We start from the raw sequence: 24,827 nt of genomic DNA, 5'->3' as shown, positions 1-24,827 counted from the left end.
CGGCGCGACGCTGCGATAGTGGCTTCACGCCCTGGCATCGAATTTCCGAGTCCAAGGGAGAACGACGATGATCACGAACACACCCGGCGCCGTCGCGGCGCCGTTCGAAGAACTGGCAACGCAGTTGAGCGGGACGCTGACGACCCGTCACGATCCGGGATTCGACGAGGCCCGTTCCGTCTACAACGCGATGATCGACAAACGGCCGGCTGCGATCGCCGCCTGCCGAGATGCGGCCGACGTGGTCGCGTGCGTCCGCTTCGGCCGCGAGCACGGGCTCGACATCGCAGTACGAGGCGGCGGGCACAATGCCGGCGGTCTGGGGATCTGGGACGACGCCCTCGTGATCGATCTCGCACCGATGCGAGAGATCACCGTCGAGCCTGACGCCCACACCATCCGGGTCGGTGGCGGATGCACGTGGGGCGAGGTCGACCGGGCGACGGTCGCCGCCGGCATGGGAACTCCCGCGGGGATCGTCTCGACCACCGGCGTCGGCGGACTGGCCCTCGGAGGCGGCATCGGCTACCTCGCCCGCCGCTTCGGCCTCACCGTCGACAACCTCCTGGCCGCGGACGTGGTGCTGGCCGACGGCTCCACCGTGACGGCGGACGAGAACACCCACAGCGACCTGTTCTGGACCCTGCGCGGCGGCGGGGGCAACTTCGGGGTCGTCACGTCGTTCACCTTCCGGTGCCACGACATCGGCGACCACGGCACGATCATCGGCGGCCCGGTGCTCTACGACTTCGCCGACACCGCCGAGGTTATGCGCTGGTACCGCGAGACGTTGCCGAGACTCCCGGAGGAGCTGAACGGTTGGTTCGGCATCCTCTCGATACCGGCGGGACCGCCTTTCCCCGAAGAGTTGTGGGAGCGGAAGGCCTGTGCAATCGTCTGGTGCTACACCGGAGCACCGGAGCGGGCGGATGAGGTGCTCGAACCGGTCAGAACATTCGGATCGCCCTTGCTCGTCGGCCTTCAGCCCATGCCGTACTCCGCGTTGCAGGGCGCCTTCGACGCCATCTACCCTCCGGGGCTGCAGTGGTACTGGCGGGCGGACTTCTTCACCGAGATCCCGGACGCGGCCATCGACGTGCATGTCGAGTATGGCGCGAAGCTGCCGACTCCGAAGTCGACCATGCACCTCTATCCGATCGACGGCGCGGTGAGCCGGGTCGCGCCGGACGCCACTGCTTTCGCGTACCGCGACGGTGGCTGGGCCGGCGTCATCGTCGGAGTGGACCCCGACCCGGCGAACGCGGAGCGTATCGCGCAATGGGCACGCGACTACTGGCAGGCGCTGCACCCGAGCTCGGCCGGCGGCGGGTACATCAACTTCTTGATGAACGAAGGTGCCGACCGCATCAGGGCCTCCTATCGCGGAAACTACCGGCGGCTCGCGGCCATCAAGGCGAAGTACGACCCGGACAACGTCTTCCACGTCAACCAGAACATCCCGCCCGAGGCCGAGGGGTGACCGGCGCTCAGCGCCCGCTGACCACCTTGAAGGTGTAGTCGGTGAGCTTGTACGGGGTGGCGAGCACGGTTCCGCCGTCCGTCATCGTGATCGCCTGACCGAACAGGAGCGACTGGTGACCGGCCGAGTTGTAGGCGCTGATCTCGTCGAAGTAGACGGTGCCGAATCGGGCGAGACTCTGACCGGGCCGGAGGACGCCGTCCCGGGTCACCCCAGCGTCCACCGTGACCGCCGGTGGGAATCCGGTGTCGACGCTGAAGCTCATCGTCCGCGCGGTCGTCTCGTTCGTGAAGAAGTATGCGGCGGTCCCGGCCGCATTCGTGTTCAGGCAGAGGGAGGCGCTGATCACATCGCCCGGGCGCACCGCCAGCCCGACCGTGCCGACGCCCTGCGCCCACAGCGAGCAGGTGACGGACTGGGCCGCGTTCACCGTGAGCTGGGTGTGCACGTCGAGGAACCCGAGGCCCGCGAACGTGTGCAGGCTGTTGATGCCGAACGGGTCGGCGTCGAAAAGCAAATCGGGCACCGTCCAGGTGAGGAAGAGGGCGGTGAAGGGCCCGGAGCTGCTGGTGAGCGAGTAGCCGGCCGAGTCGATCGCGTCGGGTCCGAGTGCCGGGCCGACGGCTGGGGGCACGGGCCCGGGGTCGAGGACGACCGGGTGCATGTGCTCGAAGTCCCGGTATTGCGCTGCCTTCCGCTCCCAGAGTTTGGCGAGGTCGGGCTCGCTAGCCACCTCGGGCCGCCGGGGGAGTCCATGCCCGGCCAGCTGATGCGGTGTCGCCTCGAAGGGGTCGAATCCTGCGGGTGCCGGAGGGTGCAGCCGAATGCGACCCGGCTGTGCCTCGTTTTTGTCGTCCATGGCTATCCGCCTTCCCCCATCGGCCACAAGGTACTCCTGCGCCTGGGCGGCGGGCAGACACCAATACGCCAGGAGCCCGCGGCTCGCGTCCGTCCCAACGCGCTCCGTGCGGTGTTCCGGCCGTAAGAAGGGGGTTACCGCAGACCGTATCCAGGAAGTAGCTTCAGGCCACGCGAGGTGGATGGCCGCTTTCGCGAAGTGAATGGAGTTGTCATGACTTTCTGGGATTTCATTGTCTGGTCCTTCTGGTTCTACATCGTCGTCGTGTGCATCTCGATCTTCATCAGGGTCATCATCGACGTCTTCCGTGACCCGGAGCTCAACGGCTGGATGAAAGCGCTGTGGGTGCTGTTCCTCGTGTTCGTGCCGTTCCTTGCGGCCTTCATCTACCTGATCGCGCGTGGTGGGCGCATGGCTCAGAGGGCGGCTGCCGGGTCGGCGCAGGCGCAGTCGAACACCGACCAGTACATCCGTTCCGTGGCGGGCACCAGCTCGCCGTCTGCCGAGATCGAACAGGGCAAGCAGCTCCTCGACAGCGGGGCGATCACGCCGGCCGAGTTCGCCACGCTGAAGGCCAAAGCACTGGCGGCCGCCTGACCAAGCGGGCGTTGATCAGCGGAGCGGGGGTCGCGGGGGCGACCCTCGCCTTCTGGTTGGCGCGCGACGGATGGGAGCTCACGCTCGTCGAGAAGGCCGACACCGACCGCTCCAGCGGCAGCCCGGTCGACGTGCGCGGGCCTGCTGTGGAGATCGTGCGGGCGATGGGGATCGTCGGACGCCTCCGCTCCGCGGACACCGGGGCGGATCAAGCGGCCTTCGTGAATCGCCGGGGGATTGTCACGGCGGTCATCCGCACCCGATCGGCGGCGGCGGCGACCGCCGGGCGCAGTTTCGAGGTGCCGCGCGCGGAGTTGGCCTCAGCGCTGGTAGAGGCGGTAACCGCCGAAACCCGGGTGCTGAGGGGCGATTCGATCACGGCCCTCGCAGAAGACCGGCACGGAGTGACGGCCGAATTCGAACGTGCCGGAGCCGAACGATTCGACCTCGTCTTCGGCGCCGACGGTCTGCACTCCGCCGTACGACGAATAGCGTTCGGTCCGGAGCGCAGCTTTGCGCGGCCGTTCGGGATGTTCATCGCCACGATGCGCACGTCGATCCACATCCGGGATCCCCGCCAGGTGCTGCTCTACAACGAACCGAACCGCCTGGTGGCGGTTCACCCGGCTGGCGGCGACCCCGGGGTCGCCTTCATCTTCCGGAGCAGCGCCGACTACGATCACCACGACCCCGAAGCCGGACGGAGACTTGTCGCCAACACGTACGCCCGCTCGGGATGGCTGACCGCCGAGTTCCTCGACAGCTGGCGATCGGCGGAGGACATCTACTTCGATGCCGTGACCCGAATCGCCACGGACACCTGGAGTCGCGGACGGGTAGCGCTTCTCGGTGACGCGGCGAGCTGTCTCTCGGTCTTCGGGGAGGGCTCGAGCAACGCCATCATCGCGGGGAAGGCCCTCGCCGATGCCCTCCGCTCGCATCCCGGCGATCATGCAGCCGCCTTCGAAGCGTACGAACGGTCTCACCGCCCCCGAGTCCGGCGGACGCAGCGCGGCGCGTGGGCAACATCCCACTTCCTGGTCCCGGCGACCGGTGCGGGGATCCGATGGCGGAACCGGTCGGTCAGGCTCCTCTCGCATCTCCGCTGACCGCGAGGACAGAATCCCGTGGGCGTACGGTGCCGGCAGAGGCGTCGCCCGGCGCCGGGAAGGACGGTGCATCGATGTCCACCGACCAGTATCACGAGCCACCGAACGAACTGCCCGAGGAGACCCGGACCTTCGCCCGGATGTGCGCAAGCCTGTCGGAGGAGGCGGAGGCGATCGGCTGGTATGAACAGCGCATCGCCGTCGAGAAGGATGCGACGGCTCAGGCGATCATGCGGGACTCGCTCGCGGAGGAGTACAAGCACTTCAGCATGGAGCTCGAATTCCTGCTGAGGGCGAAGCCGCAGTGGCGGACCACCGCTCGCGGCATCCTGTTCACCGAAGGCGACATCGTCGACCACGGTGAGCAAGCCGAGGAGGCCGCCGAAGAAGAGTGACCCGGCCTCCCCGGTCCGGCAGGACTACTCGGATCGATCCGCCAGCACAACCCGCTGACGACGGCTGATGCGCGCGTACGTTCCGCTGTAGCCGACGCAAGGAGGATGGATCATGAAGGCTGTCGTTTACAGAGGTCCGCGTGAGGTCGCGGTGGAGCAGGTCGACGACCCGAAAATCGAGTCGCCACTGGATGCGATCATCCGGATCACGAGTGCGAACATCTGCGGCTCCGACCTGCATCCCTATGAGGGCCGGGCGGAGATGGACGAGGGGATGGTGTACGGCCACGAGAACATGGGCGTCGTGGTCGACGTCGGGTCGGGCGTGAACCGTATCCACGTCGGCGACCGGGTGTCCGTTCCGTTCAACCTTGCGTGCGGCACCTGCCGCAACTGCAACAACGGCTTCACCTCCGCGTGCCTGAGGGCGAATCCGTCCGGTAACCCGGGCGCCGGGTACGGCTATCCGAAGATGGGTCCGTACTGGGGCGGACAGGCCGAATTCCTGCGTGTGCCGTGGGCCGACTTCAACCTGCTCGAACTGCCGGAGGGCACGGAATGGGAGACGGACTTCACGATGCTGTCCGACATCTTCCCGACCGGTTACCACGGTGTCGAGATGTCTGGGCTGAAACCGGGGGAGACGATCGCCATCTTCGGCGCCGGCCCGGTGGGGCTGATGGCCGCGCACAGTGCGGCACTACGCGGAGCATCCCAGATCTTCGTCGTCGACAAGGAGCCCGACCGTCTCCGGCTGGCGGAGTCGTTCGGAGCCACCGCCGTCTCACTCGCCGACGGCGACCCGATCCAGGCGATCATGGATCTGACGGACGGTTTCGGCGTCGACCGTGGAGTCGAGGCGGTCGGCTTCCAGGCGCACGATCCGGCGGGAGAGGAGCACCCCGAGCTCGCGCTGGACGGACTGGTGAGTGTCGTGCGAGCCACGGGCGGCCTGGGTGTGGTCGGCGTCTACGTTCCGCAGGACCCAGGCGCCCCGAACGAGGAGGCGAAGGAGGGGCGCGTCGGATTCGACTGGGGAGCCGCGTGGGAGAAGGGGCTGTCGATCGGCACAGGTCAGTGCCCCGTGAAGCGCTACAACCGCGAGCTGCGCGACCTCATCATCCGCGGCAAGGCGCACCCGGGAACGATCGTGTCCCACGAACTGCCCCTCGACGCCGCGCCGGACGCTTTCGCGCGCTTCGACGCCCGAGAAGACGGGTGGACCAAGGTCATCCTGCACCCCGAGGCGGCGTAGCGAGCTACGCCGATCTCTGAAGAGTCAGCGTCATGAACGTGCTGTTCGGGTCCTCGATGTACGAGCCGTACGGGGGACAGGGCGTGAAGCCGGCGCGGGCGTAGAGGCGACGGGCCGGGGCGAAGAACTCCATCGATCCCGTCTCCAGCGAGACCCGCTCGATTCCGCGTGAGCGGGCGTCGTCGAGCACGAAGGCGAGCAGGGATGCGGCGATGCCTTCGCCGCGCCGGGCCGGATCGGTGCGCATGCTCTTGAGCTCTTCGTGGCCGGGTTCCCCGAGTTCGGCGAGGGCGGCCATGCCGACGATCGCCGGTCCGTCGTTCGCGACCCAGAGCCGGACCCCGGGGGACTGCAGCGACTCGGCGCCGAGGGCGTGCCTGCTCTCGGCGGGAGCCGTCGGCTCCAGGTCGTCGAGGTGCGACTGCACGAAGTCGTGAAGTGCGGCGGAGCGGAAGTCGGCGCGCCGGATGGTGAACGTCGGAGGCATAGGAACACGTTACGGGTCGGAGCACCCTCTGGATGCACGGCACCCCTCCTCGATAGGGTCGTTGCAGTCGAGGACGCTAGGGGGCGCAATGCGGACGACGGGGGCCACTACGGTCGAGACCGGAGAGCTTTCGGCGCTCCCCGCCGGACCCATCCTGATCCGGCTGCGGCGCGTGCTGATCACGACGGCGGGCGCCGCCGTGGTCTACACGATCCTCAGCACCGGGAGCGCCGGCAGCTGCTCGGACAACGGTGGCGAGGTGGGCTCGGGCGAAGCGGTCCAGACCACGTGCGCCAACCTCGTCCTCCGGCCCAGCTGGATCGTGTACGCCGCGTTCGGGGCGATCCTGTTCATCGCGATCGGCCGGATCGCCCGACGGTCGGCGACGGTAGCGGATGCGCTCCGCATCCTGGATCGCGCGGCCACCGCGATCGTGATCATCGCGCTCGTCTGCGGCCTCATCGGCCTGGTGTGGATGATGCTCGTGCCGATGAGCGCGCTCACCTCCGGAGGCACGGTCGTCTTCCCGTTCCCCTTCAGCGCGCCCGAGCTGACGATCACGCACCAGCCGTGACCCCGCGCTCGCATCAACTGAGAACCGCACCAGCTCCGAGGTTGCGGCCCAGCGCGTCGAGGAGGCCTGCGGTGCCCCGTTCGCGTCCCGGTCCGTCGGCCCAGAACCGGTCGAAGAACACGCCGTGCTCCACGTGGGTGAACCGGGTGCCCTCCTCGATCGTTTCGAACTCGAGCGACGCCACGGACGTGGACATGTGGTCCCCGTCGATCCACATGTCGTACGTCGTGACGATGCGCACGTTCGTGACGATGTCGGTATACGTGGCCTCGTAGCGCGACACCGGTCCGTCGTGGAACTTCCCCTCCGCGACATCGCGCCCGCCGACACGGAAGTCGAACGCCCACTCCCGCGGCTCGATGGCGTCGCCGGCTCCCCACCAGGAGAGCTTCTGACTCTCGTCGGCGAACGCATCCCAGACGCGCTCGATCGGTGCCGGGTAGTCGCGGGTCAGGGTGAACCCGGCGCGGGCGAGGCGGCGTTCGGCGCTCATGCGCGCTCCTTTCGGCTGAACGTGACGTGGATAGTGCCGCTCTCGGCCACCTGCGACGTCACCTCGTGGGTGAGGTCGAGGCCGGGCAGGCCGTCCCACAGCCGCGTGCCCCGGCCGAGGATGATCGGTGCGACCTGCAGGTGCAGTTCGTCGACGAGCCCGGCGCGCAGGAACTCGCGCGCCGTGCCCACACCGCCACCGATCCGTACGTCCTGACCGTCCGCGGCGGCGGCCGCCTCCGCGAGGACGTCCTCGACGGAGCCGCTGCGGAAGTGGAACGTCGTCCCTCCCTCCATCGGGATGGGCGGACGCGGGGCGGTGCCGGTGAGGACGTACACCGGGGTTCCGAACGGGGGCCGGTCGCCCCACCAGCCCTTCCAGTCGGGGTCGTCGGGATACGTGTGCAGCCCGAACATCCCCGCCCCCATGATCTCGGCGCCGACGCCCTCGAAGAACCCAGCGGCGTAGGCGTCGTCCACGCCGGTGGTCCCGGCGCCGCTGCTGTCGCCGAAGACGCGCTCGTGGAACGTGCGGGTCTTCGCGTAGGCGGCTGTCAGGCGACCCCAGTCGGCTCCCATCGGGTTGTCGGGTTCCGGGTCGGAGGCGGTGTAGCCGTCCAGTGAGACGAACATGTCGAGGCGGACGCGAGTCATTTCAGGTCTCCTTCGTGGTGGTGCGGACCAGGTGGATGCCCAGTCGGTCGGCGTGGTGCTCGGCGGGCGTGCGCTGCTCGCCGAGCCACAGGTGCAGGATGTCGAGGGCGCCGGGTCGCAGGCTGACGGTACGGACCCGACCGTGCTTCTCGGAGGTGACCACTCCCGCGTTCTCGAGGATCTGCAGATGCTGCATCAGTGAGGGCAACGCCATCGAGAAGGGAGCGGCGAGCTCGGAGACGACTGCCGGGGACTTCGCCAGCCTTTCCACGACGGCGCGGCGCGTCGGATCCGCAAGGGCGCGGAGCACGGCGTCGAGCTCGTCGCGATACTTAGGCACGTGCCTAAGTATTACGACAAAGAAGGCATCGGTCAAGAGGCGCCGGGCGCCGTCCGGGGCCGCCCGACTACCGTCTGTGTGGGCGCAGCGACGAGAACACCGCGGCCGTCGTCGTCCCATAGACGAGGTGCGCCGCCAGGTCCTTTCCGAGGGTCTTCGCGTCGTACTCGGTGATCGGTTTGTACAGGCCCAGCGGGGGCAGGATCACGTAGCCGGAGAGGAACATCCCCACGCCGAGCAGGAGGCCGTAGCCCGTCCGGGGACGCCGCAGGGAGCCGGCGACCACGCCGTACGCCACGGCGCCGGAAAGGCCGTAAGCCCAGTGGGCGACGTTGTTCATGGAGGCGGCGCGTTCGTCCGGCAGCTCCGCCTCGAACAGGCCGCCGACGATCCGCCGCCCGACCTGTGCGGGCGCCGGGGCCGTGTCCCAGCCGGTCACATCGGCGGAGAACTCCCAATCCGGGAACGGCTCCTTCCCGCGACCCCTCCGGTACTGCAGGTACAGCCAGAGGTCGAATGCGAGCGTGCCGACGACGCCGGCCGCTGTGCCGCGGGCGATCGCGCCGACCGGCGTCATCCGCTCCCCGGGTGTCTTCCTGCCCGTGGATGCGACGCCGGCGGCCGTGATCGCCGCAGCGAGGACGGCGACGATCCCCGTCGCCGTCCGCCGCGAACGTGAGGACATGAGCCCCTCCCTACGACCGGAGCCACTCCAGCAGGTCGGCATTGATCGTGTCCGCCTGGGTGGTCGGCATGCCGTGCGGGAAGCCCGGATACGACTTGAGCGTGCCGTTCTGCACGAGCTTCGCCGAGAGCGGGCCGGAGTCGGCGTAGGGGACGATCTGGTCGTCCTCGCCGTGCATCACCAGCACCGGCACCGAGATCTTCTTCAGGTCTTCGGTGAAGTCGGTCTGCGAGAAGGCGACGATGCCGTCGTAGTGCGCCTTGGCGCCGCCCATCATGCCCTGTCTCCACCAGTTCTGGATGATGGCCTCCGATGGTTCCGCGCCCGGCCGGTTGTACCCGTAGAACGGACCCGTCGGGAGGGCGCGGTAGAACTCCGACCGGTTCTTCGCCAGCTGCGCCTGCAGGTCGTCGAAGACGCTCTTCGGCAGGCCACCCGGGTTGCTGTCGGTCTGCACCATGATCGGGGGTACGGCGCTGATCAGCACGGCGCGGGCCACGCGGTCCTCGCCGTACGTGCCGATGTAGTGCGCGACCTCGCCTCCACCGGTGGAATGCCCGACGTGGATGGCGTCGTGCAGGTCGAGCTCTTCGACCACGGCTCGCAGGTCGGCGGCGTAGTGGTCCATGTCGTGGCCGTCGCTGGTCTGGGTGGAGCGGCCGTGGCCGCGACGGTCCGCAGCGACGACGCGGTACCCGTGCTGCAGGAAGAACAGCAGCTGCGTGTCCCAGTCATCGGCCGAGAGCGGCCAGCCGTGGCTGAAGACGATCGGCTGACCGGTTCCCCAGTCCTTGTAATAGATTTCGGTGCCATCCGATGTGGTGACGGTGCCCATGCTTTCCTCCGGGTCTCGACAAGTGTGTGAAGGGAGACGTGCTGCGGAACGGTGGCGCACGGTCACCGTAACCCGGCGCAAGCGCGCCACGCCAGAGGCGAATCCGGCTCAGCCGGCCGGCTCGACGAAGCTCGCCAGCGGGGCCTCCGGCGACACGATGTAGGTCGACAGCATGTGTCCGACGCCCGGGCCGAGGTCGCGGGCGTTGTGCGGGGTGTCGGGAGGGATGAGGAAGCCGTTACCGGCGTGGAGCAGCAGCGTGTCCGATCCGTGGATGCGCATCTCGACCGTGCCCGCGACGATGTATCCGACCTCCTCGCCCGGGTGCGTGTGCCATCCCGATTCGACGCCCTCGGGGATCTCGGTGAGCACCTGCACGATGATGCGACCAGGGATGGAGGACTCCCGCCGCTGCACCTCGGTGCGTTTCAGCGTGCCCGCCAGGGCGTCCGGCGGGTGCGGCTTCGCCGGCCCGTCGGCCATCAGGCGACCGCCCGGATCGCTTCCAGGATGACGTCGGCCACACGCTGCGGCTGCGACACCATGATCAGGTGCGAGCCCTCGAGGGTGGTGATCTGCGCGCCCGCGTGCTCGGCCAGCTCCAGCAGCACATCCGACCCGGCGGCCTTGTCGCCGGTGGCGACGACGGCCCACGACGGCAACGACTTCCACGCCGGAACACCGTTCTTCTCCTCGAAGGCGGCCGCGGCCACCGGGCGCTGGGATGCGGCGAGCACCTTCGCCAGCGCGTCGGGGAGGTCGGCGGCGAACACACGGGGGAACTCTGCCTCGGCGACGTACAGCTCGACGGCGGTCGTGCCGTCGCCGACCGGATAGTTCTTCTGCACGAGTGCGGGCGCCAGGGCGCTGTCGCGGGAGGTTCCCTCTACTTCCCCGAGCGTCTGCCCCTCCTCCGGTGCGAACCCGGAGACGAAGACGAGTCCCTTGACCTGGTCGAGCCCGGTCGCGGCGTTCGTGATGATGGCGCCGCCGTACGAGTGACCGACCGCGAGCAGCGGTCCGTCGACCTGCGAGAAGACGCTCCGGATGTAGTCGGAGTCGAAGGCGATGCCGCGCAGCGGCAGGGCGGGCGCCAGCACGGCGACTCCCTCTCGCTGGAGGATCTCGGCCAGGGGAGCCCAGCTTCCGGCGTCGGCGAACGCCCCGTGCACCAGCACCACGGTCACGCCACTGTTTCGAGCATCGGTCATCATGTCATCCATTCACCAGGGGTTCAGCGGTTCGGCTCGCTGACGGGTCGCCGCTGAACGCCCGCCGGTGCCGGTCATCCGGACGACGATGCGGTCAGTGTAGGTGCAGGAAAGCTAGACGGGCTAGGGACGGCTGCAAACGGCTGACCGCGTAACGAAGGATGCAACCGCTCTCATCTCCTTCGAATGGCAGTGGTGACGGAGATTCGCCGGTGAGACGACCGGATCTCCTTCGATTGCCGGGCAGCTCAGCGCCGGGCTCTGCGCGCGGCGCGGTTGCGCGCGAGGATCCAGCCGGTGATGCCGCCGATCAGGAACACGATCAGGACGAGCAGCCACGTCGGCATCTGCACCTGGGTCCAGAGCACGTAGATGGTCGCCTGGTCGTTCCCGACCCCGTTCTGGATGGCCACGATCACGAGCAGAGCGATCAGCACGATCGCCAGCCACTTCCGTTTCAGGAATCGCACGAACGCGCTCTCGTCAGTGGCCCGGCCGGTTCCCCTGTCGCTCATGCGCTCAGTATGGCGGCGTCCTCGCGCCGAGGGGAGGGTCGTCGTGCGAGCACGAGGAACGCTGCGCCGGCGAGCACGACCGACACCGTGGTGACGATGCCGAGCGGCAGGATGCTGAGCGCGCCGGCGACCCCGACCAGCGGTGCGGAGATGCCTCCGAATCCGAAGCGCACCATCCCGAGGAGGGAGGATGCCGTCCCGGCGATGCGCGGATACTCGGCGAGCGCGAGGGTGGTGGCGGGCGGGGACGAGATCGCGACACCGCTCGCCAGGGCGAAGAGCGAGACGATCACGACCCAGAGCGGCAGGGGTGTGATGCCCGAGGCGAGGAGTCCCAGACCGCCGAAGCCCGCGACGACGGTGCCCACGGCGAGGGTGCCCGGGATGCTCCAGCGCTCCGCAGCGCGCCCGCCCAGGTAGCCGAAGACCATGAACCCGGCGGAGTTCAGACCGAAGGCGAGGGCGTAGCCCTGCGGGGAGAGCCCGTAGATGTCCTGAAGCACGAACGTGGCGCCGGAGAGGTACGCGAACAGCGCGGCGTAGAGCAACCCCTGGCTGAGGACCGCGCCGAGGAACACCCGGTCGGCGAGCAGCGTCCGGTAGTCGCGGAGCGTGTGCGACCATCCGCCGGTCACCCGCTGCGCGACCGGCAGCGTCTCGCGGAACACCACCAGGGTGACGAGCAGGATGGCGGCCCCGGCCACAGCGAGGAAGACGAACAGCCCGCGCCAGTCGACGACCGTGTTGAGCGCGCCGCCGAGCAGCGGACCGACGATCGCGGCGAATCCGCCCACGACGGTGAGGCGTCCGTAGAACCGGATGAGGGCACCTCCCGAGTAGATGTCGCGGCCGGCGGCCTGTGCGACGACGATGCCGACCCCGCCCGCGAGACCCTGCGCGAGCCGTGCGGCGATGAGGAGGCCGACCGTCGGGCTGGCGGCGCAGAGCGCGGAGACGACGATATACGCGACGATGCCGATCAGCAGGATCCCGCGTCGCCCGAACCGGTCGGACAACGGACCGGCGACCAGCTGGCCGATCGCCAGCCCGACGAGGCACGCGGTCACCGTCAGCTGGGCGACGGAGGTCGCCGCGCCCAGCTCCCGGGTCAGCGCGGGGAGCGCGGGGAGGTACAGGTCCATCGAGATCGGACCGAAGACCGTCAGCAGGAGAAGCAGCGACGGGAGCAGGCGGCTGCTCCCGGTGCGAGAAGGGGCCATGGATGCGGACATGCCTCCAGCCTCCCGGCCCGTTCGATCGGGAGGGAGCCCCTGATGAGAGGTGTACCGGCAGGGAACCTTTGGCGGTGCCCGACTTATACTGAGGGCCGCGAACGGTGGGAGGCTCCTGGATGGATCTACGCAGTCTGGTGGCGATCGAGACGCCCGTCGTACTCGGCCCCTTCGGCGGGATGTCGTCGGTCGCGCTGACCGCGGCCGTGAGCGAAGCGGGAGGGCTCGGCTCGTTCGGGCTCTACGGCCTGAGCGGCGAACGGATTTCCGCCATCGCGAGCAAAGTGAGAGCCCTTACCTCGCGTCCCTTCGCGCTGAACCTCTGGCTGCCGTTCCAGGCACCGGAGGAGCACGCTCCGGCCGACCGCTTCGACCGCGCCGAGTTCGACCGGGCGATCGCGGGCCTCGCCGACCTCTTCGCCGAAGCGGGCGTGGAGCCGCCGGAGTGGCCGGTCGCCCCGCTGCCCGACTTCGCCGAGCAGCTGGAGGCGGCGCTCGCCGCCGAGCCCGCGGTGCTCAGCTTCATCTTCGGCGTTCCTCCGGCGGAGGTCGTCGAGGACGCGCACAGCCGCGGCATCCGCGTGATCGGTACGGCGACGACCGTTCCGGAGGCGCGGGCGCTGGAGGTCGGCGGAGTGGACGCGATCGTCGCGTCCGGCATGGAGGCCGCGGGGCACCGTCCCTCCTTCCTCAGCACCCCGGAGGCGAGTCTCGTCGGCGGGCTGTCGCTCATCCCTCAGGTGGTGGATGCCGTGGATGTTCCGGTGATCGCCGCGGGGGGCATCGCCGACCGGCGCGGAGTCGCGGCGGCGTTCGCGCTCGGAGCCGCCGGAGTCCAGGTCGGCTCCGCGTTCCTTGCGACGCGGCAGTCGGTCGCGCCGGCGGTGCATCGCGACCGCATCCGCACAGCGGACGCGCACGAGACGGTGCTCACCCGGGCGATGAGCGGCCGGGCCGCGCGTGGTCTGCCCAACCACGCGGTGCGCACCATCGAGGAGCGCGGCGGGTCCGCCTCGTTCCCGCTGCAGAACATCCTCACCGGCGTCTTCCGCCGCCGGGCAGCGCAAGAGGGCCGCGCCGAACTGCTGTCGCTCTGGATGGGGCAGAGCGCCGGCCTGTCGCGGTTCGACGACGCGAGCGACGTCTTCGCCGAACTCGCGGCGGGTGTGCCAGAGGGACTCGGCTGAGCCGACCGGGCCGCCCGCACCGCCTGCGCGCAACAATGGAGCCGTGCAGCAGCACTTGACCAGGGTCACCACCGCCGACGGCACCGAGCTCGCCGTCGCGTCGGTCGGCGAGGGCCGGCCGGTGGTCTACGTCTCGGGATGGCTCAGTCACCTCGAGCTCGGCTGGCAGCTCCCAGAAGAGCGCGCCTTCTACGAGAGCCTCGCCGAGGGATGCCGCCTGGTCCGCTACGACCGTGCGGGATGCGGTCTCTCCGGCCCTCTCCGCCGTCCGCCCTCACTCGAGTTCGAACTCGAGCAGCTCGCCGCGGTCATCGCGTCGGCCGGCGACGGACCGGTCGACCTGATCGGCACCTCGCTCGGAGCCCTGGTCGCCGTCGCCTGGGCGGCTGCCCATCCCGAGACCGTGCGCCGGCTGGTGGTCTACGGCGGCTGGGTGTCGGGGGAGAACATTTCGCCACCCGACGCGCGCGAGCACGTGCTCGCTCTGGTCGGGTCGCACTGGGGCCTCGGATCGGACGTGCTCACCGACATCTTCGCGCCCGATGCGCCGGCCGCCGCGCGGTCCGCGTTCGGGCGCTACCAGCGGGCGTCCTCCGATGCCGCTACGGCGCAGGCGCTGCTCGGGCTCAGCTACCGGCTCGACATCACCGGCCTCCTGCCGCAGGTGCGCATCCCGACGCTCGTCGTTCACAGGACCGACGACCGCGCCGCTCCCGTCGCCCAGGCGGTCGCGCTCGCAGAGGCGATCGAGGGTGCTCGGCTGGTCGTGCTCCCCGGGCGCTCGCATCTGCCGTGGGCGGGGGACGTGCACGAGCTGTCGGCGACGATCCGGCGGTTCCTGGGGCTGCGCGTCGCACGGACCGGCCCGGGGATGCTGACGCCGCGTCAGCGGGAGGTCGCCGCGCTCGTCAGCGCGGGACGCACCAACCGGGAGATCGCCGAGCGGCTCGGCATCGACGAGCGGTCGGCGGAGGGACACGTGGAGCGCATCCGGCTCCGCCTCGGATTCCGCTCGCGCGCGCAGATCGCGGCCTGGTACGCGGGCAGGGAGGAGCCGCCGGGGCACGGCCAAGTGGGGTAGTTCCACGCCTGACCGGCCGCCCGCCGCGCGACACAGTGGACACATGACACACCAGGCAGGGTCAGACGTGAGCGAAACAACCATCGGCGATCCGGCAGCGACCGGCTTCGAACTGCACCGCGGACGCGGACGGTTCAACGCGGCGTTCTTCGCCGCGATGGGCCCGTACCTCGACTCCGCCATGCGGCCACGCAAAGAGCGGGTCTTCGCCGGGCTCACCGGCACGGTCGTGGAACTGGGTCCAGGAGTCGGCGCCAATCTCCCGTATGTGCCGGCCGGTGCGACCCTGGTCGGGATCGAGCCCAACCGCTACATGCACGACCGGTTGCGCGCCGCCGCCACCCAGTGGGGGATCTCCCTCGACCTCCGAGAGCGCACGGCGGAGCAGACCGGCCTCCCCGACCAGAGCGTCGACGCGGTCATCTCCTCGCTGGTGCTGTGCTCGGTGGGCGACGTGGATGCGGTGCTGGCGGAGGTCCGCCGCATCCTGCGTCCCGGCGGCACGTTCCGCTTCGTCGAGCACGTGGTCGCGCCGAGCGGGACCCCGACCCGCACGAGCCAGCGGATGCTCCGCCGGCCGTGGGCGTGGACGTTCGAGGGCTGCTCGTGCGAGCGCGACCTCGAAGGCGCCGTGCGATCAGCCGGTTTCGCCGACGTCGAGGTGGAGCAATACCGCATCCACACGCCGTTCCTCCCGTTCAACACCCACATCGCGGGCGTGGCGCGGGCCTGAGCGCGATGCGTTCAGTAGTCCTCGCGGCGGTCCTGTTCGGCGTCGACGACGGGTTCCACCTCGGCCAGCTCCTGCAGTGTCGACCGCAGGTGGCGCGCGAGCCATTCGTTCGAGGCCTCACCGCTCGCCGTGATCTCGTCGAGCTGCGTGAGCCGGTCTGCTGCTGATCCGCGAAGGTCGTCCACGATGTCCTCCCACCCTGTCGCTGCCGTCCCGTCGCTGCCGTCCGTTGGGGCTGCGGGGCTGCGTTGTGCTGAGGCTAACCGCCGAACTCGTGGATGGCTACAGGCGACCTGATCAGCTTCGCGAAGACCGGGCCGCCTCGCCGCCGCGCAGGATGGACGACATCTTCTTTCCGCGCGCCACCTCGTCCACCAGCTTGTCCATGTAGCGGATCTGCTGCAGCAGGGGGTCGTCGATCTCTTCGACCCGGATCCCGCAGATCATGCCGGTGATCAGGGAGGCGTCCGGGTTCATCCCCGGGGCGGAGGCGAAGAACGACGTGAGGTCCCTGCCGTCGGCGATCGCCGCATCCAGCCCGTCGCGGTCATACCCGGTGAGCCAGCAGATGACGGTGTCGAGGTCCTCCCTGCTCTGACCCTTCCGCTCCACCTTCGCGACGTACAGCGGGTAGATGGAGGCGAAACTCATGCCGAAGAGTCGTGACTGAGCCATCGGTTCAGCCTAATTTCCCTGCTCGCTCGGGCGGGAGCGCTTCAGGTAGTCGCGCGACCGGGCGACCTGCTGGTCGAGGGCGTCCACCGTCTTCGCCATGCTCGCGATGGCGCCGGTGCGGTAGGTGTCGATGCTGTCCATCGTCGCGAAGACGTTGTCGAACGCGCGCTGCAGCACCTCGACATCCACTGCGGAGGACGTCTGCTCCTTCTGGACCTGCTCGGTCTGCGTCCGCAGCACCTCGCCCGTCCGGCCGATGAGCGCGTTCGTGCTCTGGTGCAGGGAGGCCAGCTGGTCGATCACGAGTCGCTGGTTCTCGAGTGCCTGCGCGACGACGACCGCCGTCCGCAGGGCCGACACCGTCGTCGTCTTGGCCCGCTCGACGCCCTTGATCAGTTCGACGTTGTTCTTCTTGATCACATCGAGCGCGAGGTACGCCTGCACGGAGACGGCGATCTGAGCCGTGAGGTCCTGGCGCCTCTGCCGGATGGGGAACAGCGCCTCCTTCTCGAGCAGCGTCGCGCGCTCGGGATCGGTCATGCGCAGGTCGGCGGCGGCATCCACCGTCGCCCGGTCGAGGGCGGCGGTGAGCACGACGTACTCGTTCAGCCGTTCGGTGGTCTTCCAGAGCGACGCCCGCTCCTTCTCGATCTCCACGTTGTCGCGCCCGAGCCACTCCTGGCCGTGGTCGAGGGCGGCCACGATGCCGTCGAGTTGCTTCTGGGCCGACTCGAAGCGCTGCACGTACTGGCGGAGGCGTCGGCCGCCGGGAAGGCGCGCCAGCATCCGGTTGTGGCCGGTCAGGTGCTGCGGGTCGAAATCGGTGACCGTCGCCCGGAGGTCTTGCAGCGTGCGGATGACGCCGTACTGCGGGTCGGACCGCACGGCCTTGCCGCGCGCGGCGGCGAGAGAGGAGGCGGGCCGGCTGAGCAGCTGCCGGGAGGCGTCGCTGGAAGCGCGCATCTCCGCGTCGCCGAGGTGCGAGAACCCCGTGATCTTGCGCGTGAACGCGTCGCTTCCGGGTTCCGCAGCCGCGAGCTCGCGTATGAAATCGCGCGCCCGGGTCTCGAGTTCGGCCTCGCGTTCGGCCGAGACGGCGACCATGCCGACAGCCTGCTCTTCTGGCAGCTCGGGGACGGCGTCCGGGGGCCGCAGGTCTTCTTCGCGCGTGTCATGCATGAAACTGTTCCTCCCACCTGGTGACAGTCGATGGTGACACGATATATCGCGAGAGGGAAGAGGTGGAGGGGGTCGCAGGGAACGCTCAGGGGAGGTCGCCGGGCGAGGATGCCGGAATCGGAGCCGGGCGCGTAGCGTTCACTCTGGTGGGGACGAAGGAAGGGACTTCAGGATGACCGACGCCAGCAAGGCGGATGCATCGAACGTGGATGCGGCGAGCATGGAGGTGCAGACCCGCGACTTCTACGCCGGGCTTGCGGCCGAGTTCCTGCAGCACTACACGCGAGGCCCCCGGTTCGTCGCGGTCACCGGCGTCCCTGAGGCCGATCCGGCTCGCGTGGCCGAACTCTTCGCGGCGGCCCTGCGCGACGCGGGCCAGACGGCCGAGCGCGCGAGCGTTGCAGCCGGGACGACGCCCGATGCCTTCCGCGCGGAGGTGGTGACGCCGTTCCGTTCGCATGACGGCGTCCTCGTGGTGGACGGTCCGGGCCTCCTCGGCGCGGACTTCCGGGGTTTCTGGAACTTCTCCCTCTGGGTCGAGCACGACCCGGAGCGAAGCCCCGACTGGTCGTTCGTGACCACCGGGCAGAAGGATCCGGTGGGCGCGCCGCGCGAGGTCGCATCCGTCCTACTGGACGACACCGACCCCGAGCGGCCGCGCCGGCTGTGGGCCGACTCCTGCTGAGGAGCCGGCCCGGCTCCCGCTAAGCGCGGGGGCGGTCGAAGCGTGCACCCTCGGGCTTCGAGGGCAGGATCGTCAGCACGAGCACGATGATGCTGCCGACGAACGGGATGAAGCCCAGGAAGAAGAACGGGCCGGCGAAGTTTGCGTCGTGAAGCCGGCGCCAGGTCAGCGCGAGGTGCGGGACGACGGTGCCCAGGCCCCAGACGATGATCAGCAGGGCGGGCAACCAGAACAGCGGGCCGGGCGTCGAGGTGCCGTCGCCGTTGGAGGTCGCACCTGCGGTGCCGAGCGTCAGCGCGATGACTTCGAGCACGATGCCGACGACGATCGAGACGAGAGCCCACCACCAGTACTCACTGCGGCTGGCGCGGCCGGTGAAGTCCGCATACTTCTTGAAGAAGCGCTGGACGGCCTGCCCCAGGGACGCGCCGTAGAGCGGGGCCCACAGCGGGGCTTCGCCGTTGGGCGAAGCGGCGGGGGCGGTCGGGTACTGCGGAGACGTCACGAGGAGTCCTTTCCAAGACACGTGTTCTGGGTTATCGGGCGGGCATAGTCAACCGCATGTAAGACCCCTGTGCGTCTTACGTGACGCGGCGTGTCCTGCGTGGCCCACCGGGAATTCACCCCAGTTCACCGACCTCACCCCAACTCACCCGAGCGAGTCGAGCTCCTCGTGCACGAAGCGGGCGAACTGCTCGGCCGCGGCGGACTGCGAGCGCGTGCGGTTGCGGGCCAGCCCGATGATGCGCGTGGCCTCATCGCGCAGCGGGACGGCGACGATGCCGGGCTCTGCGGGGGTGTCCGGGATGAGCGCGGCTCCGACGCCGTCGCGCACCAGCCCGCGCAGGGTCGACAGCTCGGTCACCTCGATCACGGGGTTCATGACGACGCCGTGCGCGGCGAAGTAGGCGTCGGCGATGTGCCGCAGGCCCGATCCCGTCCGCAGGGCGACCAGGTCGAACGGTTCGAGGTCCGGCACGCTCACCGCATCCCGGCCGGCGAGGGGATGCCCCTCCGGCACCCCGAGCACGAGCCGCTCGGCGGTCAGCGGCTGCCAGTCGATCTCCGGATCGCGCGGGTCGGGGCTGAGGAAGGCGAGGTCTGCCGCGCCGTCGCGGAGCGCGTCGAGCACCGTGTCCGCTGTCCCGCCGTTCAGCACGAAGCGGATGTCGGGGAACAGCCCGCGGTATTCGCTGATCACCCGGGGGATGAGCCAGCCGCCGAATGAGGAGACGTACGCGAGCGAGACGGTCCCTCCGGAGGGGTCGCGCAGCGCGTCGATGCGGGCACGCGCGTTCTCCAGTTCCGACTCGGCGCGCACGGCGTGGGCCAGCAGGATCTCGCCGTACTGGTTCAGTTCGAGGTGCCCGCGGCGGCGGTCGAAGAGCTCGACGCCCATCTCCTGCTCGAGGCGGGCGAGGGAGCGGGTCAGCGTCGACTGGGAGACGCCGAGGGTTTCGGCGGCGAGGGCGGGATGGCCCTCCGCGGCCAGGGCCCGGAAGTGGGCGATCTCGTCGATCCGCATGCCTCTCATCATGGCGCATTCCGAATATCCCCCGGGCGGTGCTCAAATGAGCGGTCTACCCCACAACGAGTTTTCTGTACGTTCACACACGAGAAACAGTCCCGTTCCATGCCGTCTCTAGCGTGAGCGCGGACTCATCCCGCACCTCACCGACCGAGGAGAACAATGTCAATCAGATTCGGCAGGCTGGCGCGCGTCGCTGCCGCCGCCATTGCGGGAGCCGGCCTCGCTGCCGGTGCGCTCGTCGCGACCCCCGCGTACGCCAGCACGGACGGCAGCGGTGTCGTCATCAACGAGGCCTACCTCTCCGGCGGGAGCGCCGGTGCGGCTTTCACGAACAAGTTCGTCGAGCTCTACAACCCGGGCGACAGTGCGGTCAGCCTCGCCGGGTGGAGCATCCAGTACCGGCCGGCCACCGGGACGGGCGCCTCGACGGGCGTCGTCCCGCTGACCGGATCGATCGGCGCCAAGGGCTACTACCTGGTCGGTGGCGGTTCCAACGGCACCAACGGGCAGGCGCTGCCGGCCCCGGATGTCGCGAGCAACGCCCTGAACCCCAGTGGGACGACGGGGACGCTGATCCTCGCGAAGAGCGCGTCGGCGATCACCCTCCCGGCCGGCTCGGTCACCGGGAACCCGAGTGTCGCCGACCTCCTCGGCTACGGCACCTCCAACACGTTCGAGAAGGCGAAGGCCACGGCGCCGACCGGCAACACCGACGTCAAGTCGCTCGTGCGCACGACCTTCGCCGACAGCGACGACAACAGCGCAGACTTCACGCTCAGCGCCACGATCACCCCGCAGAACGCTGCATCGGCCCCCGGCGACCCCGGGACGGGCGACCCGGGCACCGGTGACCCGGGAACGCCGGGAGACGGTACCACGACGCCGATCGCCGAGATCCAGGGCACGGGGGACGCCAGCCCGAAGGCCGGCACCACCGTCACCACGGCCGGAATCGTCACCGCGCAGTACGCGACCGGCGGCTTCAACGGCTTCTACATCCAGACCCCGGGCACCGGTGGCGCCGTCGACCTCGCGACGCACACGGCGTCCGACGCGGTCTTCGTCTACGGCTCGTCCTTCGCGGGAACGGTCGCCGTCGGCGACTACGTGAAGGTCACCGGCGCGGTCAGCGAGTTCGCCGGTCTCACCGAGGTCACGGCGACCGGAGTGACCAAGCTCGACGCCTCCACCGTCACCGCTCCGGTGCCGGTCACGGTCGGGCTCCCGGCCACGGCGGCCCAGCGCGAGAGCCTCGAGGGGATGCTGCTCGCACCGCAGGGCGCGTTCACCGTCACCGACGTCTACGCGTCCAACCAGTACGGCGAGATCGCCCTCGCGGCCGGCGACAAGCCGCTCGTCCAGCCGACCGAAGCCGCGCGTCCCGGTTCGCCCGAGTACGCCGCGGTCGTCGCCGACAACGCCGCCCGCGCGGTCACGCTCGACGACGGTGCCTCGACCAACTTCCTGAGCGCCGCGAACAAGTCGAAGCCGCTGCCGTACCTGTCGCTGAGCGACCCGGTCCGGGTCGGCGAGCCGGTCGCGTTCACCAAGCCGGTCGTCCTCGACTACCGCAACAACACGTGGAAGTTCCAGCCCACCGCTGAGCTCACCCCGGCGAACGCCGCCTCGGTGCAGCCGGTCACGTTCACCAACACCCGCACCGCGGCCCCCGAGAACGTCGGAGGCGACCTCCGCCTCGCCACGTTCAACGTGCTGAACTACTTCACCACGACGGGCGACCAGCTGAGCGGCTGCACCTTCTACACCGACCGCGACGGCAACCCCATCACGGTCAACAGTGGATGCGACGCCCGCGGCGCCGCCGACGCCGCCAACCTGAAGCGCCAGCAAGACAAGATCGTCGCGGCCATCAACGGACTGACGGCGGATGTCGTCTCGCTGGAGGAGATCGAGAACTCGGCCCGCTTCGGCGAGAACCGCGACTCGGCCCTCGCGACCCTGGTCGGAGCGCTCAACGCCGCGGCCGGCTCCGAGGTGTGGGCGTACGTGAAGTCTCCGTCGGCGCTTCCGGCGACGGAGGACGTCATCCGTACCGCCTTCATCTACAAGAAGGCGAATGCGGTCCCGGTCGGCGACGCGAAGATCCTCGACGACCCGGCGTTCTCGAACGCCCGGCAGCCGCTCGCGCAGGCCTTCAAGAAGGTCGGAGCGAAAGACACCTCGGCGTTCCTCGCGATCGTCAACCACTTCAAGTCGAAGGGCTCCGGCTCGGGCGAGGACGCCGACCAGGGCGACGGGCAGGGCGCATCCAACGCCTCCCGCGTCAAGCAGGCGCACGCTCTGGTCGCGTTCGCGGACGAGCGGAAGGCCGCACTGAAGACCGACAAGGTCCTCCTCATCGGCGACTTCAACGCCTACCTGCAGGAGGACCCGATCAAGGTCCTGACCGACGCCGGATATGTCGACCAGGTCAGCACGCGCACGACGAAGGCGACATACTCCTTCGGCGGAACGGTCGGATCGCTCGACCACGTGCTCGCCTCGCCGTCGTTGAACGCGGCGATCACCGGCGCGGACGTCTGGAACATCAACTCGGGCGAGTCCGTGGCGCTGGAGTACAGCCGCTACAACTACAACGTCACCAACTTCTACGCGCCCGACCAGTACCGGTCGAGCGACCACGACCCGATCGTGGTGGGCCTCGGTCTCGCGGCCAAGCCGGTGACGCTCAACCTGCTGAACATCAACGACTTCCACGGCAGGATCGACGCCAACACGGTGAAGTTCGCCGGGACGATCGAGAAGCTGCGCGCGGAGGGCGGCGACGCGAACTCGCTGTTCCTCTCCAGCGGCGACAACATCGGCGCCTCGCTTTTCGCCTCGGCGACGGCGGGTGACATCCCGACGATCGATGTGCTGAACGCTCTCGAGCTGAAGACCAGCGCAGTGGGCAACCACGAGTTCGACAAGGGGTACGCGGACCTCACCGGACGGGTGAAGGATGCGGCCGACTTCTCCTACCTCGGAGCGAACGTCTACGAGAAGGGCACGAAGACGCCCGCGCTGCCGCAGTACGCCACCTTCACGGTGGACGGCCTGAAGGTCGGCGTCATCGGAGCGGTCACCCAGGAGACCCCGACGCTCGTCTCGCCGGGCGGCGTCTCGTCGCTCGACTTCGGCGACCCGGTGGAGGCGGTCAACCGCGTCGCCGGTGAGCTCACCGACGGCGACCCCGCCAACGGCGAGGCCGACGTGCTGATCGCTGAGTACCACGAGGGCGCCGGCTTCGGCACGCCGGAGGGTGCCACGCTGGAGCAGGAGGTCGCGGCGGGCGGTGCGTTCGCCGACATCGTCACCAAGACGAGCGCGAAGGTCGCGGCGATCTTCACCGGCCACACCCACAAGCAGTACGCGTGGGACGGCCCGGTGCCGGGAGTCGCGGGCAAGACGCGCCCGATCCTCCAGACCGGCAGCTACGGCGAGAACATCGGCCAGGTGAAGCTGACGGTGGACCCGGAGACCGACACGGTCACCGCGTACACCGCCCGCAACGTCGCCCGGACGACCGACGCCGACGACGCACTCGTCGCCGCGTACCCGCGGGTCGCTGCGGTCAAGACCATCGTCGACAAGGCGCTCGCCGACGCTGCGGTGATCGGCAACCAGAAGGTCGGCTCGGTGACGAAGGACATCACCACGGCCTACCTCAACGGTGCGCGCGATGACCGGATGAGCGAATCCACCCTCGGCAACCTGGTCGCGGACTCGCTGCTGTCGTCCCTCTCCTCGCAGGAGCTGGGCGGCGCCGAGATCGGCGTGGTCAACCCCGGCGGACTCCGGGCCGAACTGCTCTACGGAACGGACGGCTCCGTCACCTACGCCCAGGCCAACGCGGTGCTGCCGTTCGTGAACAACCTGTGGACCACGTCCCTCACCGGGGCGCAGTTCAAGCAGGCGCTCGAGCAGCAGTGGCAGCGGAATGCCGACGGAACCGTGCCGAGCCGCCCGTTCCTGAACCTGGGACTGTCGAAGAACGTCAGCTACACGTACGACGCCACCCGGCCGGAGGGCGACCGCATCACGAGCATCACCGTGAACGGTCAGCCGATCGACCCGGCGAAGTCGTACCGCATCGGCTCGTTCTCGTTCCTCCTCCAGGGCGGTGACAACTTCCGGGCCTTCGCCGCCGGATCCAACACCAAGGACTCGGGTCTCATCGACCGAGATGCGTGGATCAGTTACATCCAGAAGAACAGCCCGCTGTCTCCGAGCTTCGAGAAGCGCGGCGTCGGCGTCAGCGGAGTGCCCACCGGCACCCTGCAGCGCGGCCAGCAGGTCACCCTCCAGGTGTCCAAGCTGAACCTGACCTCGCTGGGCAGCCCGGCGAACACCACGCTGACCCTCTCCTGGAACGGATCGGCCCCGCTCGGCTCGGTGCCGGTGGATGCCGCGGGCAACGCCACCGTCGCCTTCACCGTCCCGGCGAATGCGGCCGGTGCCAGCACCCTCGTGCTGACCGCTCCCGACTCCGGCACGACGGTGCGCGTCCCGCTCACCGTGGCGGACGCTCCCTCGAACCCGAAGCCGGGAACCGACCCGAAGGCGGCCAAGGAGTCGGCGCTCACAAAGGCGCTCGAGGACAAGGTCACCGTCGACAAGGACACTTACCGCCCCGGTGAGGCCGTACTCGTCACCGTCGGTAAGCAGCACGCCGGCGAGTGGGTGTCGGTCTGGCTGTACTCGAAGCCGCAGAACATCAGTGGCGGCTGGGTGCAGGTGCCGGCCGATGGCGTGCTGAAGCTGGCCCTCCCGAGGGATGCGGGCAACGGGCAGCACAAGCTGTCGGTGCAGAACGCCTCCAACGGGGTGGTCGGCTGGACGACGCTGAAGGTCAAGGCGGAGAAGCCGCACACCGGCAACCCCCTGCTCGACTGGCTGATCGACCTGCTTGACCGCGTCTTCGGCTGGTTCTAGCGGACTGATGGACGGAACCCCGGGCGCACACCTCGCGCCCGGGGTTCCGTGCGTCCGGGTTACCCGCCGTTGCCCGATCGACGACGTACCATGAGGGGGTG

27 protein-coding genes are annotated in these 24,827 nt (G+C 69.3%); 11 read left to right on the top strand and 16 right to left on the bottom strand.

All coding sequences use genetic code 11. The features are described from left to right. The first annotated feature begins 67 nt into the window (after nt 1–67). Complete coding sequence (locus AB7E03_RS09075; protein ID WP_489941099.1) at nt 68–1,480, top strand: FAD-binding oxidoreductase; 1,413 nt, start codon at nt 68–70, stop codon at nt 1,478–1,480. Nucleotides 1,481–1,487: 7 nt separating this feature from the next. On the opposite strand, the gene AB7E03_RS09070 is transcribed toward AB7E03_RS09075, so the two are convergent. After that, nucleotides 1,488–2,339 carry a G1 family glutamic endopeptidase gene (locus tag AB7E03_RS09070; protein ID WP_489941098.1) on the bottom strand — a complete coding sequence of 284 codons (852 nt, stop codon included), beginning with the start codon at nt 2,337–2,339 and terminating at the stop codon, nt 1,488–1,490. A 213-nt stretch (nt 2,340–2,552) separates the two neighbouring features. Between AB7E03_RS09070 and AB7E03_RS09065 the strand changes: the two genes are divergently transcribed. The 4 genes from AB7E03_RS09065 to AB7E03_RS09050 all read left to right on the top strand — a co-directional run bounded on the left by AB7E03_RS09065 (nt 2,553) and on the right by AB7E03_RS09050 (nt 5,695). Next, nucleotides 2,553–2,936: a PLDc N-terminal domain-containing protein gene (locus tag AB7E03_RS09065; RefSeq protein WP_489941097.1), complete on the top strand. Its 384-nt coding sequence runs from the start codon at nt 2,553–2,555 to the stop codon at nt 2,934–2,936. A gap of 11 nt (nt 2,937–2,947) precedes the next feature. Then, a complete protein-coding gene (locus tag AB7E03_RS09060) occupies nt 2,948–4,045 on the top strand; it encodes an FAD-dependent monooxygenase (RefSeq protein ID WP_489941096.1) in 1,098 nt (365 codons plus the stop codon). A 74-nt stretch (nt 4,046–4,119) separates the two neighbouring features. Then, nucleotides 4,120–4,440 carry a ferritin family protein gene (locus AB7E03_RS09055; RefSeq protein WP_489941095.1) on the top strand — a complete coding sequence of 107 codons (321 nt, stop codon included), beginning with the start codon at nt 4,120–4,122 and terminating at the stop codon, nt 4,438–4,440. 112 nt (nt 4,441–4,552) lie between these two features. Continuing rightward, nucleotides 4,553–5,695 carry a glutathione-independent formaldehyde dehydrogenase gene (locus AB7E03_RS09050; RefSeq protein WP_489941094.1) on the top strand — a complete coding sequence of 381 codons (1,143 nt, stop codon included), beginning with the start codon at nt 4,553–4,555 and terminating at the stop codon, nt 5,693–5,695. A 4-nt stretch (nt 5,696–5,699) separates the two neighbouring features. On the opposite strand, the gene AB7E03_RS09045 is transcribed toward AB7E03_RS09050, so the two are convergent. Further along, entirely contained in the window at nt 5,700–6,182 is a 483-nt protein-coding gene (locus tag AB7E03_RS09045; protein WP_489941093.1) for a GNAT family N-acetyltransferase, read from the bottom strand. An 88-nt stretch (nt 6,183–6,270) separates the two neighbouring features. Here AB7E03_RS09045 and AB7E03_RS09040 point away from each other — a divergent pair, with 88 nt between their 5' ends. After that, entirely contained in the window at nt 6,271–6,756 is a 486-nt protein-coding gene (locus AB7E03_RS09040; RefSeq protein ID WP_489941092.1) for a hypothetical protein, read from the top strand. A 13-nt stretch (nt 6,757–6,769) separates the two neighbouring features. Here AB7E03_RS09040 and AB7E03_RS09035 read toward each other — a convergent pair whose 3' ends face one another. From AB7E03_RS09035 to AB7E03_RS08995, 9 genes are all read right to left on the bottom strand, one after another. Beyond that, entirely contained in the window at nt 6,770–7,249 is a 480-nt protein-coding gene (locus AB7E03_RS09035; RefSeq protein ID WP_489941091.1) for an SRPBCC domain-containing protein, read from the bottom strand. Then, nucleotides 7,246–7,902: a dihydrofolate reductase family protein gene (locus AB7E03_RS09030; protein WP_489941090.1), complete on the bottom strand. Its 657-nt coding sequence runs from the start codon at nt 7,900–7,902 to the stop codon at nt 7,246–7,248. Before AB7E03_RS09030 ends, AB7E03_RS09035 begins: the two co-directional genes overlap by 4 nt. A 1-nt stretch (nt 7,903) precedes the next feature. After that, nucleotides 7,904–8,242, bottom strand: a complete 339-nt coding sequence (locus AB7E03_RS09025; RefSeq protein ID WP_489941089.1) for an ArsR/SmtB family transcription factor — start codon at nt 8,240–8,242, stop codon at nt 7,904–7,906. Nucleotides 8,243–8,309: 67 nt separating this feature from the next. Further along, nucleotides 8,310–8,927 (bottom strand): hypothetical protein, encoded by a 618-nt coding sequence (locus AB7E03_RS09020; protein ID WP_489941088.1) that lies wholly within the window; start codon nt 8,925–8,927, stop codon nt 8,310–8,312. Between the two features lie 10 nt (nt 8,928–8,937). Continuing rightward, complete coding sequence (locus AB7E03_RS09015) at nt 8,938–9,762, bottom strand: alpha/beta fold hydrolase (RefSeq protein WP_489941087.1); 825 nt, start codon at nt 9,760–9,762, stop codon at nt 8,938–8,940. Nucleotides 9,763–9,870: 108 nt separating this feature from the next. Then, nucleotides 9,871–10,245 carry a cupin domain-containing protein gene (locus tag AB7E03_RS09010; protein ID WP_489941086.1) on the bottom strand — a complete coding sequence of 125 codons (375 nt, stop codon included), beginning with the start codon at nt 10,243–10,245 and terminating at the stop codon, nt 9,871–9,873. Then, entirely contained in the window at nt 10,245–10,973 is a 729-nt protein-coding gene (locus AB7E03_RS09005) for an alpha/beta fold hydrolase (protein WP_489941085.1), read from the bottom strand. The genes AB7E03_RS09010 and AB7E03_RS09005 overlap by 1 nt, the downstream gene beginning before the upstream one ends. 248 nt (nt 10,974–11,221) lie before the next feature. Next, the gene (locus AB7E03_RS09000) at nt 11,222–11,488 is read right to left on the bottom strand and encodes a LapA family protein (protein ID WP_441781258.1); all 267 of its coding nucleotides are present in this window, start codon (nt 11,486–11,488) and stop codon (nt 11,222–11,224) included. Continuing rightward, nucleotides 11,485–12,720 carry a multidrug effflux MFS transporter gene (locus AB7E03_RS08995; protein WP_489941084.1) on the bottom strand — a complete coding sequence of 412 codons (1,236 nt, stop codon included), beginning with the start codon at nt 12,718–12,720 and terminating at the stop codon, nt 11,485–11,487. Before AB7E03_RS08995 ends, AB7E03_RS09000 begins: the two co-directional genes overlap by 4 nt. A gap of 119 nt (nt 12,721–12,839) precedes the next feature. Between AB7E03_RS08995 and AB7E03_RS08990 the strand changes: the two genes are divergently transcribed. From AB7E03_RS08990 to AB7E03_RS08980, 3 genes are all read left to right on the top strand, one after another. Beyond that, nucleotides 12,840–13,907, top strand: a complete 1,068-nt coding sequence (locus AB7E03_RS08990; protein ID WP_489941083.1) for an NAD(P)H-dependent flavin oxidoreductase — start codon at nt 12,840–12,842, stop codon at nt 13,905–13,907. Nucleotides 13,908–13,950: 43 nt separating this feature from the next. Beyond that, nucleotides 13,951–14,988 carry an alpha/beta fold hydrolase gene (locus tag AB7E03_RS08985; RefSeq protein WP_489941082.1) on the top strand — a complete coding sequence of 346 codons (1,038 nt, stop codon included), beginning with the start codon at nt 13,951–13,953 and terminating at the stop codon, nt 14,986–14,988. Between the two features lie 67 nt (nt 14,989–15,055). After that, nucleotides 15,056–15,721, top strand: coding sequence for a class I SAM-dependent methyltransferase (locus AB7E03_RS08980; RefSeq protein WP_489941081.1), 666 nt, complete (start codon nt 15,056–15,058; stop codon nt 15,719–15,721). 11 nt (nt 15,722–15,732) lie between these two features. On the opposite strand, the gene AB7E03_RS08975 is transcribed toward AB7E03_RS08980, so the two are convergent. The 3 genes from AB7E03_RS08975 to AB7E03_RS08965 form a co-directional block, all read right to left on the bottom strand. Then, nucleotides 15,733–15,906, bottom strand: a complete 174-nt coding sequence (locus AB7E03_RS08975; protein ID WP_441781263.1) for a hypothetical protein — start codon at nt 15,904–15,906, stop codon at nt 15,733–15,735. 112 nt (nt 15,907–16,018) lie between these two features. Next, nucleotides 16,019–16,396 (bottom strand): DUF2200 domain-containing protein, encoded by a 378-nt coding sequence (locus AB7E03_RS08970; protein WP_489941080.1) that lies wholly within the window; start codon nt 16,394–16,396, stop codon nt 16,019–16,021. 9 nt (nt 16,397–16,405) lie between these two features. Next, nucleotides 16,406–17,575 carry a toxic anion resistance protein gene (locus tag AB7E03_RS08965; protein ID WP_489941079.1) on the bottom strand — a complete coding sequence of 390 codons (1,170 nt, stop codon included), beginning with the start codon at nt 17,573–17,575 and terminating at the stop codon, nt 16,406–16,408. 172 nt (nt 17,576–17,747) lie between these two features. On the opposite strand from AB7E03_RS08965, the gene AB7E03_RS08960 reads away from it, so the two are divergent. Further along, the gene (locus tag AB7E03_RS08960) at nt 17,748–18,260 is read left to right on the top strand and encodes a hypothetical protein (protein ID WP_489941078.1); all 513 of its coding nucleotides are present in this window, start codon (nt 17,748–17,750) and stop codon (nt 18,258–18,260) included. 19 nt (nt 18,261–18,279) lie between these two features. On the opposite strand, the gene AB7E03_RS08955 is transcribed toward AB7E03_RS08960, so the two are convergent. Both AB7E03_RS08955 and AB7E03_RS08950 read right to left on the bottom strand, forming a co-directional pair. Further along, nucleotides 18,280–18,765, bottom strand: coding sequence for a DUF805 domain-containing protein (locus tag AB7E03_RS08955; protein WP_489941077.1), 486 nt, complete (start codon nt 18,763–18,765; stop codon nt 18,280–18,282). Nucleotides 18,766–18,909: 144 nt separating this feature from the next. Beyond that, nucleotides 18,910–19,785, bottom strand: a complete 876-nt coding sequence (locus tag AB7E03_RS08950; protein WP_489941076.1) for a LysR substrate-binding domain-containing protein — start codon at nt 19,783–19,785, stop codon at nt 18,910–18,912. Between the two features lie 165 nt (nt 19,786–19,950). Here AB7E03_RS08950 and AB7E03_RS08945 point away from each other — a divergent pair, with 165 nt between their 5' ends. Beyond that, a complete protein-coding gene (locus AB7E03_RS08945; protein ID WP_489941075.1) occupies nt 19,951–24,726 on the top strand; it encodes an ExeM/NucH family extracellular endonuclease in 4,776 nt (1,591 codons plus the stop codon). The last annotated feature ends 101 nt before the right edge of the window (nt 24,727–24,827 follow it).

The organism is Leifsonia sp. RCC_180 (assembly GCF_058138205.1).
The sequence above is the reverse complement of the archived record's forward strand: the minus strand, read 5'-3'. Positions and strand labels throughout refer to the sequence as shown.